At 67.4% G+C, this 18,965-nt stretch carries 18 protein-coding genes; 8 read left to right on the top strand and 10 right to left on the bottom strand.

Annotation, left to right across the window (positions count from 1 at the left end):
• Window positions 1–19: 19 nt before the first annotated feature.
• The 4 genes from OCH7691_RS17665 to OCH7691_RS17680 all read right to left on the bottom strand — a co-directional run bounded on the left by OCH7691_RS17665 (window position 20) and on the right by OCH7691_RS17680 (window position 5,350).
• Complete coding sequence (locus OCH7691_RS17665) at window positions 20–1,312, bottom strand: adenylosuccinate synthase (RefSeq protein ID WP_085884903.1); 1,293 nt, start codon at window positions 1,310–1,312, stop codon at window positions 20–22.
• A gap of 48 nt (window positions 1,313–1,360) precedes the next feature.
• Window positions 1,361–2,497: an ATP phosphoribosyltransferase regulatory subunit gene (locus OCH7691_RS17670; protein ID WP_085884904.1), complete on the bottom strand. Its 1,137-nt coding sequence runs from the start codon at window positions 2,495–2,497 to the stop codon at window positions 1,361–1,363.
• A gap of 91 nt (window positions 2,498–2,588) precedes the next feature.
• Window positions 2,589–4,172, bottom strand: a complete 1,584-nt coding sequence (gene serA / locus OCH7691_RS17675; protein WP_085884905.1) for a phosphoglycerate dehydrogenase — start codon at window positions 4,170–4,172, stop codon at window positions 2,589–2,591.
• Window positions 4,173–4,183: 11 nt separating this feature from the next.
• Window positions 4,184–5,350 (bottom strand): phosphoserine transaminase, encoded by a 1,167-nt coding sequence (locus OCH7691_RS17680; RefSeq protein ID WP_085884906.1) that lies wholly within the window; start codon window positions 5,348–5,350, stop codon window positions 4,184–4,186.
• 292 nt (window positions 5,351–5,642) lie between these two features.
• Between OCH7691_RS17680 and OCH7691_RS17685 the strand changes: the two genes are divergently transcribed.
• The 7 genes from OCH7691_RS17685 (at window position 5,643) to OCH7691_RS17715 (ending at window position 11,198) form a co-directional block, all read left to right on the top strand.
• Window positions 5,643–6,785, top strand: a complete 1,143-nt coding sequence (locus tag OCH7691_RS17685; RefSeq protein WP_085884907.1) for an aminotransferase class V-fold PLP-dependent enzyme — start codon at window positions 5,643–5,645, stop codon at window positions 6,783–6,785.
• A gap of 20 nt (window positions 6,786–6,805) precedes the next feature.
• Window positions 6,806–7,789: an aldo/keto reductase gene (locus OCH7691_RS17690; RefSeq protein ID WP_085884908.1), complete on the top strand. Its 984-nt coding sequence runs from the start codon at window positions 6,806–6,808 to the stop codon at window positions 7,787–7,789.
• Window positions 7,790–7,914: 125 nt separating this feature from the next.
• Window positions 7,915–8,457 (top strand): YHS domain-containing (seleno)protein, encoded by a 543-nt coding sequence (locus OCH7691_RS17695; protein ID WP_085884909.1) that lies wholly within the window; start codon window positions 7,915–7,917, stop codon window positions 8,455–8,457.
• Window positions 8,458–8,529: 72 nt separating this feature from the next.
• Window positions 8,530–8,862 (top strand): BufA1 family periplasmic bufferin-type metallophore, encoded by a 333-nt coding sequence (locus OCH7691_RS17700; protein ID WP_085884910.1) that lies wholly within the window; start codon window positions 8,530–8,532, stop codon window positions 8,860–8,862.
• A gap of 68 nt (window positions 8,863–8,930) precedes the next feature.
• Complete coding sequence (gene bufB / locus OCH7691_RS17705) at window positions 8,931–9,848, top strand: MNIO family bufferin maturase (RefSeq protein ID WP_085884911.1); 918 nt, start codon at window positions 8,931–8,933, stop codon at window positions 9,846–9,848.
• Window positions 9,832–10,632 (top strand): HvfC/BufC N-terminal domain-containing protein, encoded by an 801-nt coding sequence (locus OCH7691_RS17710; protein ID WP_176245144.1) that lies wholly within the window; start codon window positions 9,832–9,834, stop codon window positions 10,630–10,632. The genes bufB and OCH7691_RS17710 overlap by 17 nt, the downstream gene beginning before the upstream one ends.
• 14 nt (window positions 10,633–10,646) lie before the next feature.
• Entirely contained in the window at window positions 10,647–11,198 is a 552-nt protein-coding gene (locus OCH7691_RS17715; RefSeq protein ID WP_217808122.1) for a DoxX family protein, read from the top strand.
• Between the two features lie 19 nt (window positions 11,199–11,217).
• Here OCH7691_RS17715 and OCH7691_RS17720 read toward each other — a convergent pair whose 3' ends face one another.
• On the bottom strand, window positions 11,218–12,006 hold the full coding sequence (locus tag OCH7691_RS17720) for a PhzF family phenazine biosynthesis protein (protein WP_085885152.1): 789 nt from the start codon (window positions 12,004–12,006) through the stop codon (window positions 11,218–11,220).
• Between the two features lie 13 nt (window positions 12,007–12,019).
• Window positions 12,020–12,172, bottom strand: a complete 153-nt coding sequence (locus OCH7691_RS17725; RefSeq protein WP_217808123.1) for a DUF1127 domain-containing protein — start codon at window positions 12,170–12,172, stop codon at window positions 12,020–12,022.
• A gap of 195 nt (window positions 12,173–12,367) precedes the next feature.
• On the opposite strand from OCH7691_RS17725, the gene OCH7691_RS17730 reads away from it, so the two are divergent.
• Window positions 12,368–13,753 (top strand): aminotransferase-like domain-containing protein, encoded by a 1,386-nt coding sequence (locus tag OCH7691_RS17730; protein ID WP_176245145.1) that lies wholly within the window; start codon window positions 12,368–12,370, stop codon window positions 13,751–13,753.
• 13 nt (window positions 13,754–13,766) lie between these two features.
• On the opposite strand, the gene thiD is transcribed toward OCH7691_RS17730, so the two are convergent.
• The 4 genes from thiD to ftsH all read right to left on the bottom strand — a co-directional run bounded on the left by thiD (window position 13,767) and on the right by ftsH (window position 18,912).
• The gene (gene thiD, locus OCH7691_RS17735; protein WP_085884916.1) at window positions 13,767–14,600 is read right to left on the bottom strand and encodes a bifunctional hydroxymethylpyrimidine kinase/phosphomethylpyrimidine kinase; all 834 of its coding nucleotides are present in this window, start codon (window positions 14,598–14,600) and stop codon (window positions 13,767–13,769) included.
• Window positions 14,601–14,622: 22 nt separating this feature from the next.
• Window positions 14,623–15,969, bottom strand: coding sequence for a phosphoglucosamine mutase (gene glmM / locus OCH7691_RS17740; RefSeq protein WP_085884917.1), 1,347 nt, complete (start codon window positions 15,967–15,969; stop codon window positions 14,623–14,625).
• Window positions 15,970–16,064: 95 nt separating this feature from the next.
• Window positions 16,065–16,919, bottom strand: a complete 855-nt coding sequence (folP, locus tag OCH7691_RS17745) for a dihydropteroate synthase (RefSeq protein WP_085884918.1) — start codon at window positions 16,917–16,919, stop codon at window positions 16,065–16,067.
• Window positions 16,920–16,980: 61 nt separating this feature from the next.
• Window positions 16,981–18,912 (bottom strand): ATP-dependent zinc metalloprotease FtsH, encoded by a 1,932-nt coding sequence (ftsH, locus tag OCH7691_RS17750; protein WP_085884919.1) that lies wholly within the window; start codon window positions 18,910–18,912, stop codon window positions 16,981–16,983.
• Window positions 18,913–18,965: the final 53 nt, after the last annotated feature.

Genomic DNA, 18,965 nt, shown 5'->3' on the forward strand with positions numbered 1-18,965 from the left:
GTCCGGTAGCGAGCCGCCGTCAGCCGGCGAAGGGGTCGCGCACCAGGATCGTGTCGTCGCGCTCCGGCGAGGTGGACAGCAGCGAGACCGGCGCCTCGATCAGTTCCTCCAGGCGGCGGATATACTTCACCGCGGTCGCCGGCAGGTCGGCCCAGCTGCGCGCGCCTTGGGTGCTCTCCTGCCAGCCTTCCATCTCTTCGTAGACGGGCTCGACCGCCGCCTGCCCCGGCATGTTCGCCGGCAGGTAATCTGTGATCGTCTCACCCAGCCGATAGCCGACGCAGACCTTGAGCGTCTCGAGCCCGTCGAGAACATCGAGCTTGGTCAGCGCGATGCCGTTGATGCCGGACGTCTTGATCGCCTGGCGCACCATCACCGCGTCGAACCAGCCGCAGCGCCGGGCCCGCCCGGTGACGGTTCCGAACTCGCGCCCGCGCTCGCCAAGCCGGCGGCCGATATCGTCGCTGAGCTCGGTCGGGAACGGTCCCGATCCGACGCGCGTCGTGTAGGCCTTGGTGATGCCGAGCACGAAACCGACCTGGCCGGGGCCGACACCGCTGCCGACCGCCGCCTGTCCGGCCAGGGTGTTCGAAGAGGTCACGAACGGATAGGTGCCGTGATCGACGTCGAGCATCGCGCCCTGCGCGCCCTCGAAGAGGATCCGGCGGCCGCTCCGGCAGGCCTCGTCAAGAACCCGCCAGACGGGCGCGGCAAAGGGCAGGATCTCCGGCGCGACCGCCAGCAGCTGATCGACCAGCGCGGCGCCGTCGACCGGGGCCTGGCCGAGCCCCTTCAGCAGGGCGTCGTGGTGGGCAAGCAGTCGCCCGACCTTCATTTCCAGCGCGTCCCGGTCGGACAGGTCACAGATCCGGATGGCCCGGCGCGCGACCTTGTCCTCGTAGGCCGGGCCGATGCCGCGACGCGTCGTGCCGATCTTCTGGCCGGCGCTGGCGTCCTCGCGCAGGGCGTCGAGTTCCCGGTGCAGCGGCAGGATCAGGGTGGCGTTCTCGGCGATCTTGAGATTGTCGGGCGAGATCTCGACGCCCTTGCCGCGCTGTTCGGCGATTTCCTCGAGCAGGGCCCAGGGATCGATCACGACGCCATTGCCGATGACCGACAGCTTGCCCCCCCGGACGACACCGGACGGCAGCAACCGAAGCTTGTAGGTCACCCCGTCGATGACCAGCGTGTGACCGGCGTTATGCCCGCCCTGGAAGCGCACCACGACGTCGGCGCGCTCCGACAGCCAATCGACGATCTTGCCCTTGCCCTCGTCCCCCCATTGGGAACCGACCACGACGACATTAGTCATTTCAACGACTGTCCTTCTACGGAATCGACGCGCGAATGCCCGTGCCGCCTAAAGCGGCGTGGGCGCTCCGCCCTGGAGGATATGGCTGCAGCCGTGGCGTTCCGCTTCCGCCTTCGGCTCCTGCTCGGGCACCAGTCCGGCCCGCGTCCGCCAGCCCTGGCGGCGCAATTCGCGGGCCGCCGCGAAACCTGTCCCGTAGGGCAGGTAGATGCGCTCCGGCACCGCAGCCGCGGGCACCGCGCGGGCCAGCGAATCGAGATAGAGCGTGAAGCCGATCGCCGGCTCGCCGCTGCTCAGATGATAACGGCCGCCGCGGCCCAGTTCGCCGCGCACGCCGCGGGCGAACAGCGTGAAGCTGACGCCGGTCTGGTACTCGAAGCCCCGATACTCGGTCGGATCGACGGTCAGCAGCACATCCGGCACGGCCGCCGCCAGCGTCGCGACAAGTTCGGCGAGTTCGCTGCGCATCGCCGCCGCCTCGTCCGGCAGCGACAGGCGTTCCAGCCTCGCGATCGCCTCGGCCGCCGGGCCGCCGGCGGCAAGCAGCGCGCGAAACACCTCGCCGGCGCCATTCTCGAAGCCGACGAGAGCGCCGGCATCCTTGCGGTCCAGCGCATCGCGCGCCCGGGCGGAGGCTTCGGCGTCGAGGCCGAGGCCGCGACAGACCGCGGGGACCAGGGTTGGCAGTGTCAGATCGACCGACAGCCGGGCGACCTCGACCCCCTGCAGTGCCTCGACGGCGAGCAGAACGACTTCGGCGTCGGCGGGAATGCCCTCGGCGCCGATCAACTCGACCCCGGCCTGGGCGAACTGCCGTTCCGGCCGTAGCTGGCTGCCGCGCACGCGCAGCACCTGGCCGGCATAGGAAAGCCGGAGCGGCCGGGCGGCGCGGGCCAACCGCGTCGTCGCGATTCGCGCCACCTGGGGCGTGATGTCGGCGCGCAGCCCCATCATTCGCTGCGAGACCGGGTCCATCACACGGAACATCTGCGGCGCCAGGGCGACGCCCGGCCCGTCCAGAAGGCTGTCCTCGAACTCGATGAGGGGCGGCTTGACCCGGTCATAGCCGTTGGCATCGAAGGCGGCGACCAGCCGTTCGACCAGGATCGCCTCGCCCTTGGCCTGCGGCGGCAGACCATCGGCGAGACCGGCGGGAAGCAGTCCCTTGCGCGTCGTATCATTCATGGCGTGCGGAGTTAAAGCACAGATAGCCGACGTCGCCAATGCTTCCTTGAAGCGGTCCCGGCGCCGGCCCGAAAGCCGGCGCCGGCAACCCTCAACCCGGAAAGGCGAGCGGCTTCACCTGCTTGACATGGTCGAGCCCGGAAACCGTCTTCATGACCTCGTCAGACAAGGTCTCGTCGATCTCGAGCAGCGCCAGCGCATCGCCGCCCGGCGCCGCGCGGCCGAGGTTGAAGGTCGCGATATTGACCCCGCCCTTCGCCAGCGTGGTACCGAGGGCGCCGATCAGGCCCGGCTTGTCGTCGTTGGTGATCAGCAGCATGTGCGGGCGGAGAACCGCCTCGATGCCGATGCCGTTGATCTCGACGACGCGCGGATGATGGTCGGCGAACAGCGTGCCGGTGACGCTGCGCTGCCGCTTCTCCGTCGTGACCGTCAGGCGGATCGCCGTCTGGTAGGGATCGGCGCGCTCGTTCGTCGCGATGGTGAGGTCGATGTTGCGCTGCTGCGCGACCACGACCGCGTTGACCATGTTGACCGAATCGAGCAGCGGCTTGAGCAGTCCCTGCAACATGACCGCCGTCAGCGGCTTGGTGTTGAGCATCGCGACATGGCCCTGGTATTCGATCAGGACCTTCTTCAGGACATGCTCGGTGACCTGGCCGGCGAAACTTCCGAGCTGCTGGGCAAGCGCCATGTAGGGCTTGAGGCGCGGCGCCTCCTCGGCCGTGACCGAGGCCATGTTGAGCGCGTTGGTGACCGCGCCGAGCAACAGGAAGTCGGACATCTGCTCGGCCACCTGGATCGCGACATTCTCCTGCGCCTCAAGCGTCGAGGCGCCGAGATGCGGGGTCGCGACGACATTCTCCATGCCGAACAGGATGTTGTTCTCGGCCGGCTCCTCGGCGAATACGTCCATCGCCGCGCCGGCGACATGGCCGCTCTCCAGCGCCGCCTTGAGATCGGCCTCGACGATAAGGCCGCCACGCGCGCAATTGACGATCCGGACGCCCTTCTTCGTCTTGGCGATCGACTCCTTGTTCAGCATGCCTCGGGTCTGGTCGGTCAGCGGCGTGTGGAACGAGATGAAGTCGGCGCGGGCCAGGAGGTCGTCGAGTTCGACCCGCTCGACGCCGAGATCCGCGGCCCGCTCGGCGGAGAGGAACGGATCGTAGGCGACCACCTTCATCGAGAGGCCGAGGGCCCGTTCGGCGACGATCGAGCCGATGTTGCCGCAGCCGACGATGCCGAGCGTCTTGCCGTACAGTTCGACACCCATGAAACGGGACTTCTCCCACTTGCCGGCGTGCGTCGAGGCGTTCGCCGTCGGGATCTGCCGGGCCAGCGAGAAGAGCAGCGCGATGGCGTGCTCCGCCGTCGTGATGGCGTTGCCGAACGGCGTGTTCATCACGCAGACGCCGGCCTCGGTCGCCGCGGTGACATCGACATTGTCGACGCCGATCCCGGCCCGGCCGACCACCTTCAGGTTCTTGGCCGCCTTCAGCACCTTGTCGCTGACCTTGGTGGCGGAACGGATCGCGAGCCCGTCATACTCGCCGATACAGGCAAGCAGCTCTTCCTTGCTCATCCCCGGCTTCTCGTCGACCTCGATGCCGCGAGCCCGGAAGATACGCGCCGCGTTGGGGCTCATCTTGTCGGAAATCAGTACCTTGACCATGTCCAGTATCCTTACGCGGCGGGGGCGCCGAAGCGCGCCTTGATGTCTTCGAAAGCCCAGTCGAGCCAGCCGGTGAGCGCCTTCAGATCCGATGCCTCGACCGTCGAGCCGGCCCAGATCCGAAGCCCCGGAGGGGCGTCACGATAGGCGCCGATGTCATAGGCGACAGTCTCGGCCTCGAGCAGTGCCGCGATTTCCTTCGGCACCGCCGCCTGCTTGTCGGCGTCGAGCGCGGTGAACCACGGATCGACGATCTTCAGGCAGACCGAGGTGTTCGAACGAACAGCCGGCCGCACGGCCAGGTAATCGATCCAGAGAGTCGCCGCGACCCAGTCGGACAGCACCTTCGCATTGGCATCGGCGCGGGCCCTGGTGGCCTTCAGGCCGCCGATCTCCTCGACCCATTTGAGCGCATCGAGGACATCCTCGACAGCCAGCATCGACGGCGTGTTGATCGTCTCGCCCTTGAAGATGCCTTCGTTGAGCTTGCCGCCCTTGGTCATGCGGAACAGCTTCGGCATCGGCCAGGCCGGCACGTGACTTTCCAGCCGCGCGACGGCGCGCGGGCTGAGCACGAGCATGCCATGCGCCGCCTCGCCGCCCAGGACTTTCTGCCAGGACCAGGTGACGACGTCGAGCTTGTCCCACGGCAGATCCTGCGCGAACACCGCCGAGGTCGCGTCGCAGATCGCGAGGCCCTCGCGGTCGGCAGCGATCCAGTCGCCGTCCGGGACGCGCACGCCGGAGGTGGTGCCGTTCCAGGTGAACACGACGTCATGCGTCCAGTCGACGGCACCGAGGTCGGGGAGGTCGCCGTAGTCGGCCTTGAGCACCCGGGCGTCGTCGAGCTTGAGCTGCTTCACGACATCGGTGACCCAGCCCTCGCCGAAGCTTTCCCAGGCCAGCAGGTCGACGGGCCGGGGCCCGAGCAGCGACCAGAGCGCCATTTCCACGGCGCCGGTATCGGAGGCCGGCACGATGCCGACGCGATAGTCGGCCGGAATGCCGAGGATCGACCGGTGGCGGTCGATGACCTCTTTCAGCTTGGCCTTGCCGATCTTCGCGCGATGCGAACGGCCGAGGCAGGCGTCATTGAGATTTTGGAGGGTCCAGCCCGGCCGCTTGGCACAGGGACCGGACGAGAAATGGGGCGCCTCTGGGCGCGCCAGTGCGGTCATAGTCTAATCCTTCCAGACTAGTAGCACCCCGGTGGGGGGGTGTGGCCCGCGCCGGATATTATGCCTGTTCAAACCCGTGTCAACGGCAATTCGCTGCGCTGCGGAATTTTCGACCGGTGCACCAAGTAGTTATTTCATAAGCGAAATTTCCTGCATGCGCCCCTCCGGCTCACGGCGACGCGCTGCGCTGCGGACCAATCATGGCGGGGCGCGGACCCGGCCGGCCTCTTGCCGGGCGGGCGCTGGCGGGGAAAGATGGCCGTTCGCAGTATCCCTCTCCGGAGTCCGCACCATGATCCCGAATCAACGGCATCTCTTCGAGATCCCCGAGGATGTCGCCTACCTGAACTGCGCCTACATGGCGCCGCTGATGCGCTCGGTCCGGACCGCCGGCGAACGCGGGGTCGCGCTCAAGTCATCGCCTTGGGAGTTGACGCCGGGCGATTTCTTCAGCCAGTCGGAAACCGCCCGGGGCCTGTTCGCGACCCTGATCGGCGCCACCGCCGACGACGTCGCCATTATCCCATCCGCCTCCTACGGGATCGAGATCGCCGCCCGCAACCTGCCGCTGGCACGCGGCACGACGATCCTGATGCTGGCCGACCAGTTTCCCTCCAACGTCTATCCCTGGCAGGCGCGGGCGCGGGAAACCGGGGCGGCGATCCATTCCGTGGCGCGGCCTGCCGACGGCGACTGGACGGCGGCGATCCTCGCCGCCCTGGAGAGCGTCCCGGCCGGCGGGCTTGCCGTCGCCGCGCTGCCCCATTGTCACTGGACCGATGGCGGCCTGGTCGATCTCGCCCTTATCGCCCCCGCCGTCCGCGACCGGGGCGGCCGCCTCGTCCTCGACGTCACGCAGTCGCTCGGCGCATTGCCGCTCGATGTCGGGGAGATTCGTCCGGATTACCTGGTTGCCGCCAGCTACAAGTGGCTGCTCGGCCCCTACAGCCTCGGGTTCGCCTATGTCGCGCCGGAACACCAGGGCGGCCGGCCCCTTGAACAGACCTGGATCGGGCGGGCCGGGTCCGAGGACTTCGCCGGCCTGGTCGCCTATCGGGAGGACAGGCAGCCGGGCGCCCGGTCTTTCGATGTCGGGGAGCGTGCCAATTTCGCGCTGATGCCGATGGCGATCGCGGCGCTCCGGCAGATCCTCGACTGGGGCACGGCCGAGATCCAGGCGACCTTGCGAGCGATGACAGACAGCATCGCGGAAGGGGCCCGATCGCACGGCCTGATCGCCGCCGACGGGTCGAATCGGGCGGGGCATTTCCTCGGGCTGCGGTTCCCGGACGGGCCGCCGGACGGCCTGCTAGCACGGCTCGCGGCGGAGAAGATCTTCGTCAGCCAGCGGGGCGACGCGATGCGGGTGACGCCGCATCTTTACAACAATCAGCGCGACATCGACCGCCTGCTCGCGGCGATCGGCCGGCTCTGAACCACTCGGGAGTGCGAACCATGGACTATGTACGCTTCGGCCGGACCGGCATGAAGGTTTCCCGCCTCTGCCTCGGCGCGATGACCTACGGCACCCCGGAATGGCGCGACTGGGTGCTCGACGAGGAACGAAGCCGGCCCTTCCTGAAGCAGGCCTTCGAGCTGGGGATCAATTTCATCGACAGCTCGAACATCTATTCCCTCGGCCGCTCGGAAGAGATCGTCGGTCGGGCGATCCGCGACTTCTCGCGACGCGAGGACGTGGTACTCGCGACCAAGGTCGGGCTGCCGATGGGCAAGGGACCGAACCAGTCGGGCCTGTCGCGGAAACATATCCTGCATTCGATCGACAAATCCCTCGCCCGGCTCGGCACCGATCATGTCGACCTCTACATCATCCATCGCTGGGATTACGGCACACCGATCGAGGAAACCCTCGAAGCCTTGAACGACGTCGTCCGGAGCGGCAAGGCACGCTATATCGGCGCCTCTTCCGGCTATGCCTGGCAGATGGCCGAAGCGATCGGCATTTCCCGCCGTAACGGCTGGGCCGAATTCGTCTCGATGCAGAATCTCTACAACCTGCTGTATCGCGAGGAGGAGCGCGAAATGCTGCCCTATTGCGCGCATGAGAATATCGCTGTGACGCCATGGAGCCCGCTTGCGCGGGGCTTCCTCGCGGGCACCATGCCGAAGGGCGCGGACGGGGCGACGACACGGGCGCGGACGACCGACAAGCTCGCCGCCGCGATGGTCGGCAGCGATACCGACTATGATATCCTGGCGGCCGTCCAGGGGGTTGCGAAGAAGCGCGGCGTCAGCCCGGCCCGGATCGCCTGCGCCTGGCTTTATGGCAAGCCGGTCGTTACCTCGACGATCATCGGGGCGAGCAAGCCCGGCCATCTGGAGGACGCGGTCGCGGCCTTCGACATCGTGCTCGAGGCGGACGAGATCGCGGCGCTCGAGGCCCCCTACCGGCCGCGCGCGGTGGTCGGCCATCAATAGCCCGGCCCGGCCCCGGTAACGTTTTGGTGTAGCGACGTGATTTGAAGCGAAGGGGGATCTGTCGCCATTTCTACGCCTATCGGACGATGTCCGTTCAGGCAACGAGACTGAAGGAGAGCTCCTCCATGATCAGATCGCTCCTCCTGGCATCGGCGTTCTCGCTGATCGCCATGGCCAGTGCGCAGGCCGGTGCGCAATATGTCGACAAGTCCGGATTCGCCATCGGCGGCTACGACCCGGTCGCCTATTTCGATCTCGCGCAGTCCCCGGTGGGCCAGCGGCAGGCGCCCGCCGTTCCCGGCAAGGCCAGCATCACGGCCGAATACAACGGCGCCACCTGGGCCTTCGCCTCGGAAGCGCATCGTGACCGTTTCCTCGCCGATCCGGCGAAATACGCGCCGGCCTATGACGGACATTGCGCCTATGGCATCGCCCAGGGCGGCAAGGTCCCGGGCAACCCGAACCTCTGGCGAATCGTCGACGGCACGCTCTACCTCAACATCACGCCGACGGTGGTCGGGTTCTGGGAAGCGGACATCCCGGACAACCTCTCGAAATCCCGGGCCAACTGGGCCGAGCTCGAATCGAAGCCCGCCTCGGAAAGCAGCTGGAAGGCGCTCGACGACAACAAGGGTACCTACAGCGGCGAGGCGCCGATCACCGACTGAGGCCTGGCGGCCGGTTGCCACCGGCCGGAGCGGTGCAAGGTCAGTCATATTCATCAGCAGAAGGAGAAAGACATGGCAGACAACGGAAAGATCCTCGGCGCGGCAGCGATTGCCGGGGCGGTGGCCCTCGCGGTCTCGGCGACAGCAATCGTGAGCCCGGCTTCGGCCGCGGCCAAGGAGAAGTGTTTCGGCATTGCCCTCGCCGGCCAGAACGATTGCGCCGCGGGCGCCGGAACGACCTGCGCCGGCACGTCCAAGGTCGACTACCAGGGCAATGCCTGGAAGCTCGTCCCCGCCGGTGACTGCATGAAGTTCGGCGTCGAGGAAACGCAGGCCCAGTTCGAGCTTCCGGGCGACCGCAAGGGATCGCTCGAGGCACTCACGCGCGATCTTCCGAGCGCCTGACCCCGTTGGGCCCGATCCCGCCGGAAGCCAGCAGGCTTTCGGCGGGACGGTGCCCGGGAACGCCTGCCATGACCGCCCCAACCCCGACCCGGAGTACACGCATGCCGGTGCCCTCGCGCGCCGGCGTCGGCCTGAAGGCGGACCATGTCGACGCCATCCTCGACACTCGGCCCGATGTGGGCTGGTTCGAGGTCCATGCCGAGAACTACATGGGCGCCGGCGGCCCGCCCCATCGCTGGCTGACCGCGATATGCCGGGTCTACCCCCTTTCCGTTCACGGGGTCGGCCTCTCGATCGGCAGTGCAGGGTCGCTCGACAAGGCGCACCTGGCGCGATTGCGAGCGCTCGTCCGCCGTTACGAGCCCGGCCTGGTCAGCGAGCATCTCGCCTGGTCGAGCCATGCCGGCATCCATTACAATGATCTGCTGCCGCTTCCCTATTCCGCCGAGACGCTGGACCGCGTGGCCGACCATGTCGACCTGCTGCAGGAGACGCTAGCCCGGCCGGTCCTGATCGAGAATCCCGCGACTTACGTCGCTTTCGAGGCGAGCGACATGAGCGAGCTCGATTTCCTGCGGGCGCTCGTGGCGCGGACCGGTTGCGGCCTGCTGCTCGACGTCAACAACGTGCTGGTCTCCGCGACCAACGGCGCTTTCAGCGCGGAGGACTATCTCGACAGCTTTCCGCTGGAAGCCGTCGGCGAACTCCATCTTGCCGGCCATGCCCGCGAACGCGACGGGCGCGGTGCCGAGATCCTGATCGATGCTCATGACCGGGCGGTTCCGGACACGGTCTGGACGCTCTATGAGCGCACCCTCGGGCGGTCAGGACCGCTGCCGACGCTGATCGAATGGGACAATGACCTGCCGGACTGGACGACGCTCCTGGCGGAAGCCGGCGCGGCCGAACGGCGGCTCCGCGCCGCGCATGGCCTGTCCGGCGCGGCCGCGCCTTCCGGGAGGCAGTCTCATGCGCGGGCTCGCTGACATCCAGGCAAGCTTCGCCGCCGCGCTGGCCGATCCCGAACGGCCGGCGCCACCCGCCTTGCGCGCCGGTGCCGAGACAGCCGACAGCACCCGCTTCGACATCTACCGCAACAACATCATGGTCGGCCTGATCGAGGGCCTGGAGCGCAATTTTCCGGTGGTGCGCCGGCTCGTCGGAGACGCTTTCTTCCGCCATGCCGCCCGGACTTACGCCCGGCACAACCCGCCCCGCTCGCCGGTCCTGCTGCTCTACGGGCGCGGTTTCGGCGACTTCCTCGACCAATTCGAGGCGGCGCGCTCGGTACCCTATCTCGGGGACGTGGCCCGCCTCGAATGGGCCCGGCTCGACGCCTATCACGCCGCCGACGCGGACCCGCTCGCGATCGATCGGCTGGCGGCGGTCGCGGCCCCGGATCTCGACGGCCTGCGCCTTACCCTGCACCCGTCGCTGCATCTTCTCGGCTCCCGCTTTCCGGTGGGCTCGATCTGGGCCGCGACGAGCGGCGCCGATCCGGCAACGGCGGTGGACATGGCACGCGGCGAGGATGTCGCCGTGCTGCGCCCCGGCCCGACCGTCGAGCTTCGCATCCTGCCGGCGGCCGGGCGGACCTTCATCGAAGGGCTTGCCGCCGGCCGCAGCCTCGGTGCCGCCGCCCGTGCCGCCGCCGAGGCGCATGCCGATTTCGATCTCTCCAGCCACCTTTCGGGTCTCTTCGGACTCGGCGCAGTCATCGCCCTCGAGACCGGCCTCCCGGTCGACAACCAGCCACAGGCAGAAAAATGATATCGCGAACGATTTTGACACTGACCGACCTGCATGGCCGGTTCTTCGATCGCCTCGACGCAATGCTCGGCCCTTGGCTGCCGGGCCTGCTCGCCCGCCTGGTCTTTGCCGGCGTGCTGCTCGTCTACTACCTGAAATCGGCGGGCACGAAGGTCGGCGACGGTATCGCCGGTTTCTTCAGCATTGCCGACAACGCCTATTTCCAGATCCTGCCGAAGGTCGTCGAGGCGCATGGCTACGACGCCTCGCAGGTACCGTTCTTTCCCTACGACATCATCGTCGCGGCCGGGACCTATGCCGAGTTCGCGCTGCCGCTGCTGATCGTCGCCGGGCTGTTCACCCGGCTGGCAGCACTCGGCATGATCGGATTCGTGATCATCCAGAGCTATGTCGACATCACCGCCCATGGCGTCGACGCGGCAACCATCGGGCACTGGTTCGACGCGGCACCGGATTCGGCCATTCTCGACCAGCGGGCACTCTGGGTCTTCCTGCTGCTCATCCTCGTCCTGCGAGGCGCCGGGGCGATTTCGCTCGACCGCCTGTTCGCCCGGGGGCGCGGCTGATCCATCGCCCGGTGGATGTTCAGGGAAGCGTGATGGCCCCGGTCAGATAAAGCACGGCACGTCCCCGCAATTGCACGCGGTCGCCGGCCAGACCGCAGCGCAGTTGTCCGCCCCGGCCCGAGGCCTGGAAAGCCACGAGTTCGGTCTTGCCGAGACGTTCCGCCCAGTAGGGCGTGAGCGCACAATGGGCGGAGCCGGTCACCGGGTCTTCGTCGATGCCGTCGCCGGGGGCGAAGAAGCGGGAGACAAAATCGAATTCCGGCTCGCCTGGCGCGGTCGCGATCACCGCCTGCTTCGTCGCCGCCAGCAAGGCCCGGAAATCGGGCCGGAGGGCGCGGACTGCCGTGGCATTGTCATAGACGGCCATGAGGTCGCGGCCGCAGTCGCGGACCTCGCGCGGCGCGATGCCGAGCGCCGCGGCAAGGCCTTCGGGCGCTTCAATCGCGCGCCCCGGCCAGGCCGGGAAGTCCATTCGCAGCCAGTCGCCATCGCGACTCACGACCAGTCGCCCGCTCTGCGTCTCGAAGCGGATTTCCTGCGCCGCATGGCCGAGTTCGGTGAACAGGATGAAGGCCGAGGCAAGCGTCGCATGTCCGCAAAGATCGATCTCGCAGGCCGGGGTGAACCAGCGCAGCCGGAAGCCCGCGCCTTCGGGCGCGAAATAGGCGGTTTCCGATAGATTGTTCTCGGCCGCGATCGCCTGCAGAACCGAGTCCGCCGGCCACGCGTCGAGCGGGCAGACGGCGGCCGGGTTGCCGCTGAACAGCCGATCGGTGAAGGCATCGACCTGATAGATCGGGATGGTCATCGCGAACACTCCATCAGGCTTGCCAGAAGGGCTTTCTCGCCTCGCGCTCCACGTCGGCGGCGGACAGCCCGATATCGCGCAAGGCACGCGCATCGAGGCTGCTCAGATGAACCCGTTCCGAGGCCCGGGTCTGCCAGAGATAGAACAGCGAGAAGAGGCCGGCCACAACACGGCGAACACTCCCGGGATGGAAGACCGGACGACCCAGCGGGGACATTGACCCCCTCAAACGCCATGCATCGAACATGATTGAACCCCTTTTGGATAGTGTCGCGGCCAATTGAACGATGACATTGACAATTGACCCTCCACTATGGGAATAAGATTGGAACTCATAAGTTTCAATCGGTATATTGTCACAATGACAATTTGGCAGCCCACGCACATCCCCGACATCTCGCCCCGCTATCGCGCAATCGCCGAGGCGGTCATCGATGCCGTCGCACGCGGCGAACTGCCGGGCGGCAGCCAGTTGCCGCCGCAACGCCAGCTTGCGTGGAAACTCGGGGTAACGGTCGGCACGATCAGCCGGGCCTATTCACTGCTGCAGGAACTCGGCATGCTGAGCGGCGAGGTCGGCCGCGGCAGTTTCATCCGCGACGAAGCCGCACGAGCCGAGAGCGCCCGCCTGGCGCCAGCCGAGGACGGCCTGATCGACCTTACCCGCGCCGTGCCCATTCTCGAACAGCAAGGCCCGCTGTTGGCCAAGACCCTTCGGCGGATTGCCGACCAGCCCGACCTGGCCGCCATGCTTGCCTATCCGCCCGGCGACGGGCATCGGCCCTTCCGCGAGGCCGGTGCTGCCTGGATGAAACGGGTCGGCGTCGATGCCGAGCCCGATCTGATGGCGCTCGCCAACGGCAACCAGCAGGGCTTCTCCGTTGCGATCGGCATGCTGGCGCGTCCCGGCGACACGATTCTCAGTGAAGGCATGACCTGGCCGGGCTTCGCCGGTGCGGCACGGATGTTCGGTGTCCGCCTTGGCGGCGTCGATTTCGACGAACATGGCATGCGCCCGGATGCGCTGGAACGTGCCGTATCGCGGACCGGCGCCCGTGTCGTCGTCGTCGTCCCGGCCCTGCATAACCCCACCTCGGCCGTGATGCCGGAAGAGCGTCGCCGCGCCATCGTCGAGGTTGCCCGCCGTCATGACCTGATGCTGATCGAGGACGCGGTCTATGCCCACCAGATCGCCGAGCCGGTGGTCGCCCTGGCCTCCCTGGCCCCGGAGCGGACGGTCTACCTGTCATCGCTTTCCAAATCGATCAGCGGCGGTCTGCGGGTGGCCTGGGTCAAGGCGCCGGAGCAACTGCGCGGCGCCCTGACCGACGCCGTCCATTCGCTCTACATCCAGCCACCCCCGCTGACCTTCCAGGTCGCCCGCCAGTGGATCGACGACGGCACGGCCGACCGGCTCTGCGCCGACCAGCGACGCGCCGCCGAACGACGCCAGCGGATCGCCCGCGAACTCCTCGACGGGCTCGACTATCTCGCCCATCCGCAAAGCTTCAACATACTGCTGTCGCTGCCGCAGGCCTGGCGGGCCGAGGACTTCGTTCGCGCCGCGCGGTCGCGCGGCGTTTCCATCCTGGCGGCGGAGGAATTCGTCGTCGGAGGCTATCGCCCCCCGGAAGCGGTCCGGATCTCGGTCAGCGGCGCCCGCGACGACATGCTGGCCCGGCGTGGGATCGGCATCGTCGCCGGCCTTGCCCGCGAGATACCGCCGTCCCGCGGCACGGTGATCTGAGCCGTCCCCTCGGTCAGGCCCTGCGGACGGCCAGCCGATCGGTCCGGGGATAGGGCGGTATCGCGTGGCCGTGGGCAAGCGGCCCGTGCCCCTTGCCGAGCGCCGGCGCCTGGCGGATGCCCTCGGTCACATACTCGATGCCGCGCAGCACCGCGTCGCGCAGCGTCAGGCCCTGGGCGATCCCGGTGGCGATCGCCGAGGCAAGCGTGCAGCCGGTGCCGTGCGTGTTGCCGTGGCTGAAGCGCTCATGCTCGATCAATTCCATGCCATCATGGTCGAACAGCATGTCGACGACATGTTCGTCCGCCATGTGGCCGCCCTTGAGCAGCACCGCCTCCGGCCCGAGATCGAGCAGGATACCTGCCGCGACCTTCATGCTGTCGAGATCGGTGATCCGCATCCCCGTCAGCATCTCGGCCTCCGGGATGTTCGGCGTCAGCACGGTCGCGAGGCCGGGCAGCAGGCGGGTCTTGAGCGCCTCGTTGGCCTCGGGCGAGAGCAGCGCCGAGCCACCCTTCGAGACCATCACCGGGTCGACGACCAGCGGCGCCCGCGGGTGCGCCTCCTCGAGCACCTCGACGACCGCCTCGATGACACGGCCGTTGCTGAGCATCCCGGTCTTCACGCAATCGACACCGATATCGTCGATGCAAACCCGCATCTGCTGCTGGATGAAGTCGAGGGGTACCTCGTGGATGGCATGTACCCGGACGGTATCCTGCGCGGTCAGCGCGGTGATCGCCGTCATCGCATAGCCGCCCAGGGCGGTAACCGTCTTGATGTCCGCCTGAATGCCGGCGCCGCCGCCGGAATCCGAACCGGCGACGATCAGTACTCTTCCTGCCACGTCGAACTCCGTCGCTGGGGTCTCAGATCGCCGCGACCCGCGCGATCTCGCCGGCAATATCGCCCACCACCTGGTTGACCAGTCCCGAATCCAGGCCCTCGCCCATCACCCGGATCAGCGGCTCGGTTCCGGACGGGCGTATGACCAGCCGCCCCTCCTTGCCAAGACGAATGCGGCCGTCCTCGATGATCTGGCGGACGGTCGGCTGTTCGAGCGGCGAACCGTTGCTGTAGCGGACATTCTGCAGGACCTGCGGGTAGGGCTCGAAGCAGCGGCAGACCTCGCTGACCGGCTTTCCCGTCTCGACGATGACGGCGAGGACCTGCAGCGCCGCGATCAGCCCGTCACCGGTCGTGACATAGTCGCTCAGGATCACGTGACCGGACTGCTCGCCGCCGACATTGAAGCCGTGCTGGCGCATGTGCTCAAGCACGTAGCGGTCGCCGACACTGGTCCGCGCCAGCGACAGCCCCTGGCCCTCGAGATAGCGCTCCAGGCCGAGGTTGGACATCACCGTCGCGACGATCCCGTCGCCGCGCAACCGACCCTGGCGTTTCCAGCTCTGCCCGATCAGGGCCATCAGCTGGTCACCGTCGACGATCTGCCCCTTCTCGTCGCAGATCAGCACCCGGTCGGCGTCGCCATCCAGCGCAATGCCGAGATCGGCGCCCTGCTTCACGACTTCCCGGCGGAGCGTGTCCGTCGCGGTCGAGCCGCAATCCTTATTGATGTTGAAGCCATCCGGCGTGACCCCGATCGGGATCACTTCGGCTTCGAGTTCCCACAGGACCGTCGGCGCCACCTGGTAGGCGGCACCATTGGCGCAATCGATGACGATCTTGAGCCCGCCGAGACGCAGATGCTTCGGGAAGGTACTCTTGGCCGCTTCGATATAGCGGCCCCGGGCATCCTCGAAGCGTTTCGCGCGGCCGAGCTTCGCCGGCCCGGCGAGCGGGACGTCGTCATGCTCCAGCAGGGCCTCTATGTCATGCTCGACGCTGTCGGACAGCTTGAAGCCATCCGGGCCGAACAGCTTGATGCCGTTGTCCTCGAAATGATTGTGCGACGCCGAGATCATCACGCCGAGGTCGGCGCGCAGCGAGCGCGTCAGCATGGCCACCGCCGGCGTCGGCATCGGCCCGACCAGCATCACGTCCATGCCGACCGAGAGGAACCCGGCGGTGAGCGCGTTCTCGATCATGTAGCCGGACAGGCGCGTATCCTTGCCGATGACGACACGGTGCCGATGGTTGCCGCGCGTGAAGATATGACCGGCGGCCTTGCCGACCTTGAGCGCCGTGCCGGCCGTCATCGGCTCGGAATTCGCGGCGCCCCGTATGCCATCTGTCCCGAAATACTTGCGGGTCATCCCGTTCCCTCAATGACTGCCATGTAGCGTGCCGGAATTCTAAACCCGGCTCCCTTTCCGTGATCCTAACATATGCGCCCGCCTGTCCGCTGCTCTCACGCATCGGCCGGGCGGGCGGCGTCGACCGCCCGCCAGACCTGCAATGCCTGGCGGGTTTCCGAAACGTCATGCACACGAATGACGCGGGCGCCGTGAGCGGCACACCACAAGGCCCCGGCGAGCGAGCCCCCGAGGCGCTCGCCGGCGTCGGTCGCGCCGGAGAGCCGGCCGATGAACGACTTTCGCGAGAGCCCGACGAGTATCGGGACGCCCAGCCCGGCGAAAGCGTCGAGCCGTGCCAGCAGTTCCAGGTTGTGGGCGACGGTCTTGCCGAAGCCGATTCCCGGATCGGCGATCAGGCGGTCACGCGCGATGCCGGCAGCCACCGCCACATCGATCCGGGCGGCGAGATAATCGCGCACCTCGGCAACGACATCGTCATAGGCCGGGGCATCCTGCATCGTCCGCGGATCGCCAAGGGCATGCATCAGCACCACGGGCACGCCGAGACCGGCGGCGGTCGCGAGGCTGTCCGGGGAATGGGAAAGCGCGCTGATATCGTTGATCCAGGCCGCCCCGGCGGCGACGGCCGCCCGCATCACCTCCGGGTTGCGGGTGTCGATCGAGATCGTCGCGCCGGAATCCGCCAGCGCCTCGATGACCGGCAGGACGCGATCCAGTTCTTCCGCGACCGACACCGGCTCGGCCCCCGGCCGGGTCGATTCCCCACCGATATCGAGGATGTCCGCCCCGGCATCGACCAGACGCCGGCCGTGGGCAAGCGCATCCGCGAGCCGGAAATGCCGGCCGCCGTCGGAAAAGCTGTCGGGGGTGGTGTTGAGGATTCCCATGATCGCCGGGCGATCCGCCGGCAGGCCAAGGGGCGGCCCGAGAGCCGCCCCTGTGTCCATGTCGGATTCTGGCGTCACCATCATCGTCCGGGCCCTGCGGCCGGCCGTTCGGGCACCCGGATCAGGCGCCCGGCTGCGGTTCCGGTTCGATACCGCCGGCGGACGGCCCACCCTTGGGCTTGCGCCCGTCGGTCGTCGGCACGGCCGAGGTCGGGCCGCTGTTGGTCGGCGGCTCTTCCGTCGGACGATGGATCGCCTCGCCACGCAGGATCGCCTTGATCTCCTCGCCGGAGAGCGTCTCGTATTCGAGCAGCGCGGCGGCAAGCTTGTGCAGGCCGTCGATATTCTCGGTGATGATCCGCCGTGCCTCGGCCTCGGCGCCCTCGACGATGCGGCGGATCTCCTGGTCGATCATCTGCGCCGTCGATTCGGACATGTTCTTCTGCTGCGAGACTGAATGCCCGAGGAAGACTTCCTCCTGATTGGATTCGTAGGCGAGCGGACCGAGTTTCTCGCTCAGACCCCATTGCGTGACCATGCGGCGCGCAAGCTGGGTCGCCTGCTGGATATCGTTGGACGCGCCGGTCGTCACGGCGTCATGGCCGAAGACCTCCTCTTCCGCGACCCGGCCGCCCATGGCAACCGCCAGATGGGCGTCGATCTGGTCACGACGGAGCGACAGCTGGTCCCGCTCCGGCAGGCGCATCACCATGCCGAGCGCGCGACCGCGCGGTATGATCGTCGCCTTGTGGATCGGATCCGAGGCAGCCATGTGCAAGGCGACAAGCGCGTGCCCGCCCTCGTGATAGGCGGTCAGACGCTTCTCGTCCTCGCTCATCACCATGGATCGCCGCTCGGCGCCCATCATGACCTTGTCCTTGGCGGCCTCGAACTCGGTCATGCTCACGACCCGGCGCGACATGCGCGCGGCGAGCAGGGCAGCTTCGTTCACCAGGTTGGCGAGATCCGCGCCGGAGAAGCCGGGAGTCCCGCGGGCCAGCACCCGGACGTCGACGTCGGGACCGAGCGGGATCTTCCGCATATGGACCTTCAGGATCCGCTCGCGGCCGACGATATCGGGATTCGGCACCACGACCTGGCGGTCGAAGCGGCCGGGCCGGAGCAGCGCCGGATCAAGCACGTCGGGACGGTTCGTCGCGGCGATCAGGATCACGCCTTCGTTCGCCTCGAAGCCGTCCATCTCGACCAGCAACTGGTTCAGAGTCTGCTCGCGCTCATCGTTGCCGCCGCCGAGGCCGGCGCCACGGTGACGGCCAACCGCGTCGATTTCATCGATGAAGATGATGCAGGGCGCATTCTTCTTGCCCTGCTCGAACATGTCACGCACCCGGCTGGCGCCCACGCCGACGAACATCTCGACGAAGTCCGAGCCGGAAATCGTGAAGAAGGGAACGTTCGCCTCGCCGGCGATCGCCCGCGCCAGCAAGGTCTTGCCGGTACCCGGGGGGCCGACGAGCAGAACGCCCTTCGGAATCTTGCCGCCAAGGCGCTGGTATTTCTGCGGGTCGCGCAGGAATTCGACGACTTCCTGCAGCTCTTCCTTCGCCTCGTCGACGCCGGCGACGTCCTCGAACGTGACGCGGCCCTGACGCTCGGTCAGCAGCTTTGCCTTCGACTTGCCGAACCCCATCGCCTTGCCGCCACCGGACTGCATCTGGCGCATGAAGAAGATCCAGACGCCGATCAGCAGCAGCATCGGGAACCACGAGACGAAGATGCTGAACAGCGGATTGCCCTCGTCCTCGGGCGCGGCGATGATGCGCACGCCGCGCTGGCGCAGCAACTCGACCAGATTCACATCGTCAGGCGCATAGGTCGAGAAGCTCGATCCGTCGATCTTGCTGCCGGCAATGTCCTTGCCCTTGATCGTGACGCTCGAAATCTGCCCGGAATCGACCTCCGACAGGAACTCCGAATAGGCGAGCGTGGTGCCCCCTCCCCGCTGCGACGGGGTCTGGAACAGATTGAAGAGCGCCACCACCAGCAATGCGATGATGACCCACAGGGCAATATTTCTGCCAAACAAGTTCACTGATCAGCCTCTCTCGAGCTTCCGGTCCGGGCGCAGCAGCAACAGGCGGAGCG

Source organism: Oceanibacterium hippocampi (genome assembly GCF_900172325.1).
GTDB lineage: Bacteria > Pseudomonadota > Alphaproteobacteria > Sneathiellales > Sneathiellaceae > Oceanibacterium > Oceanibacterium hippocampi.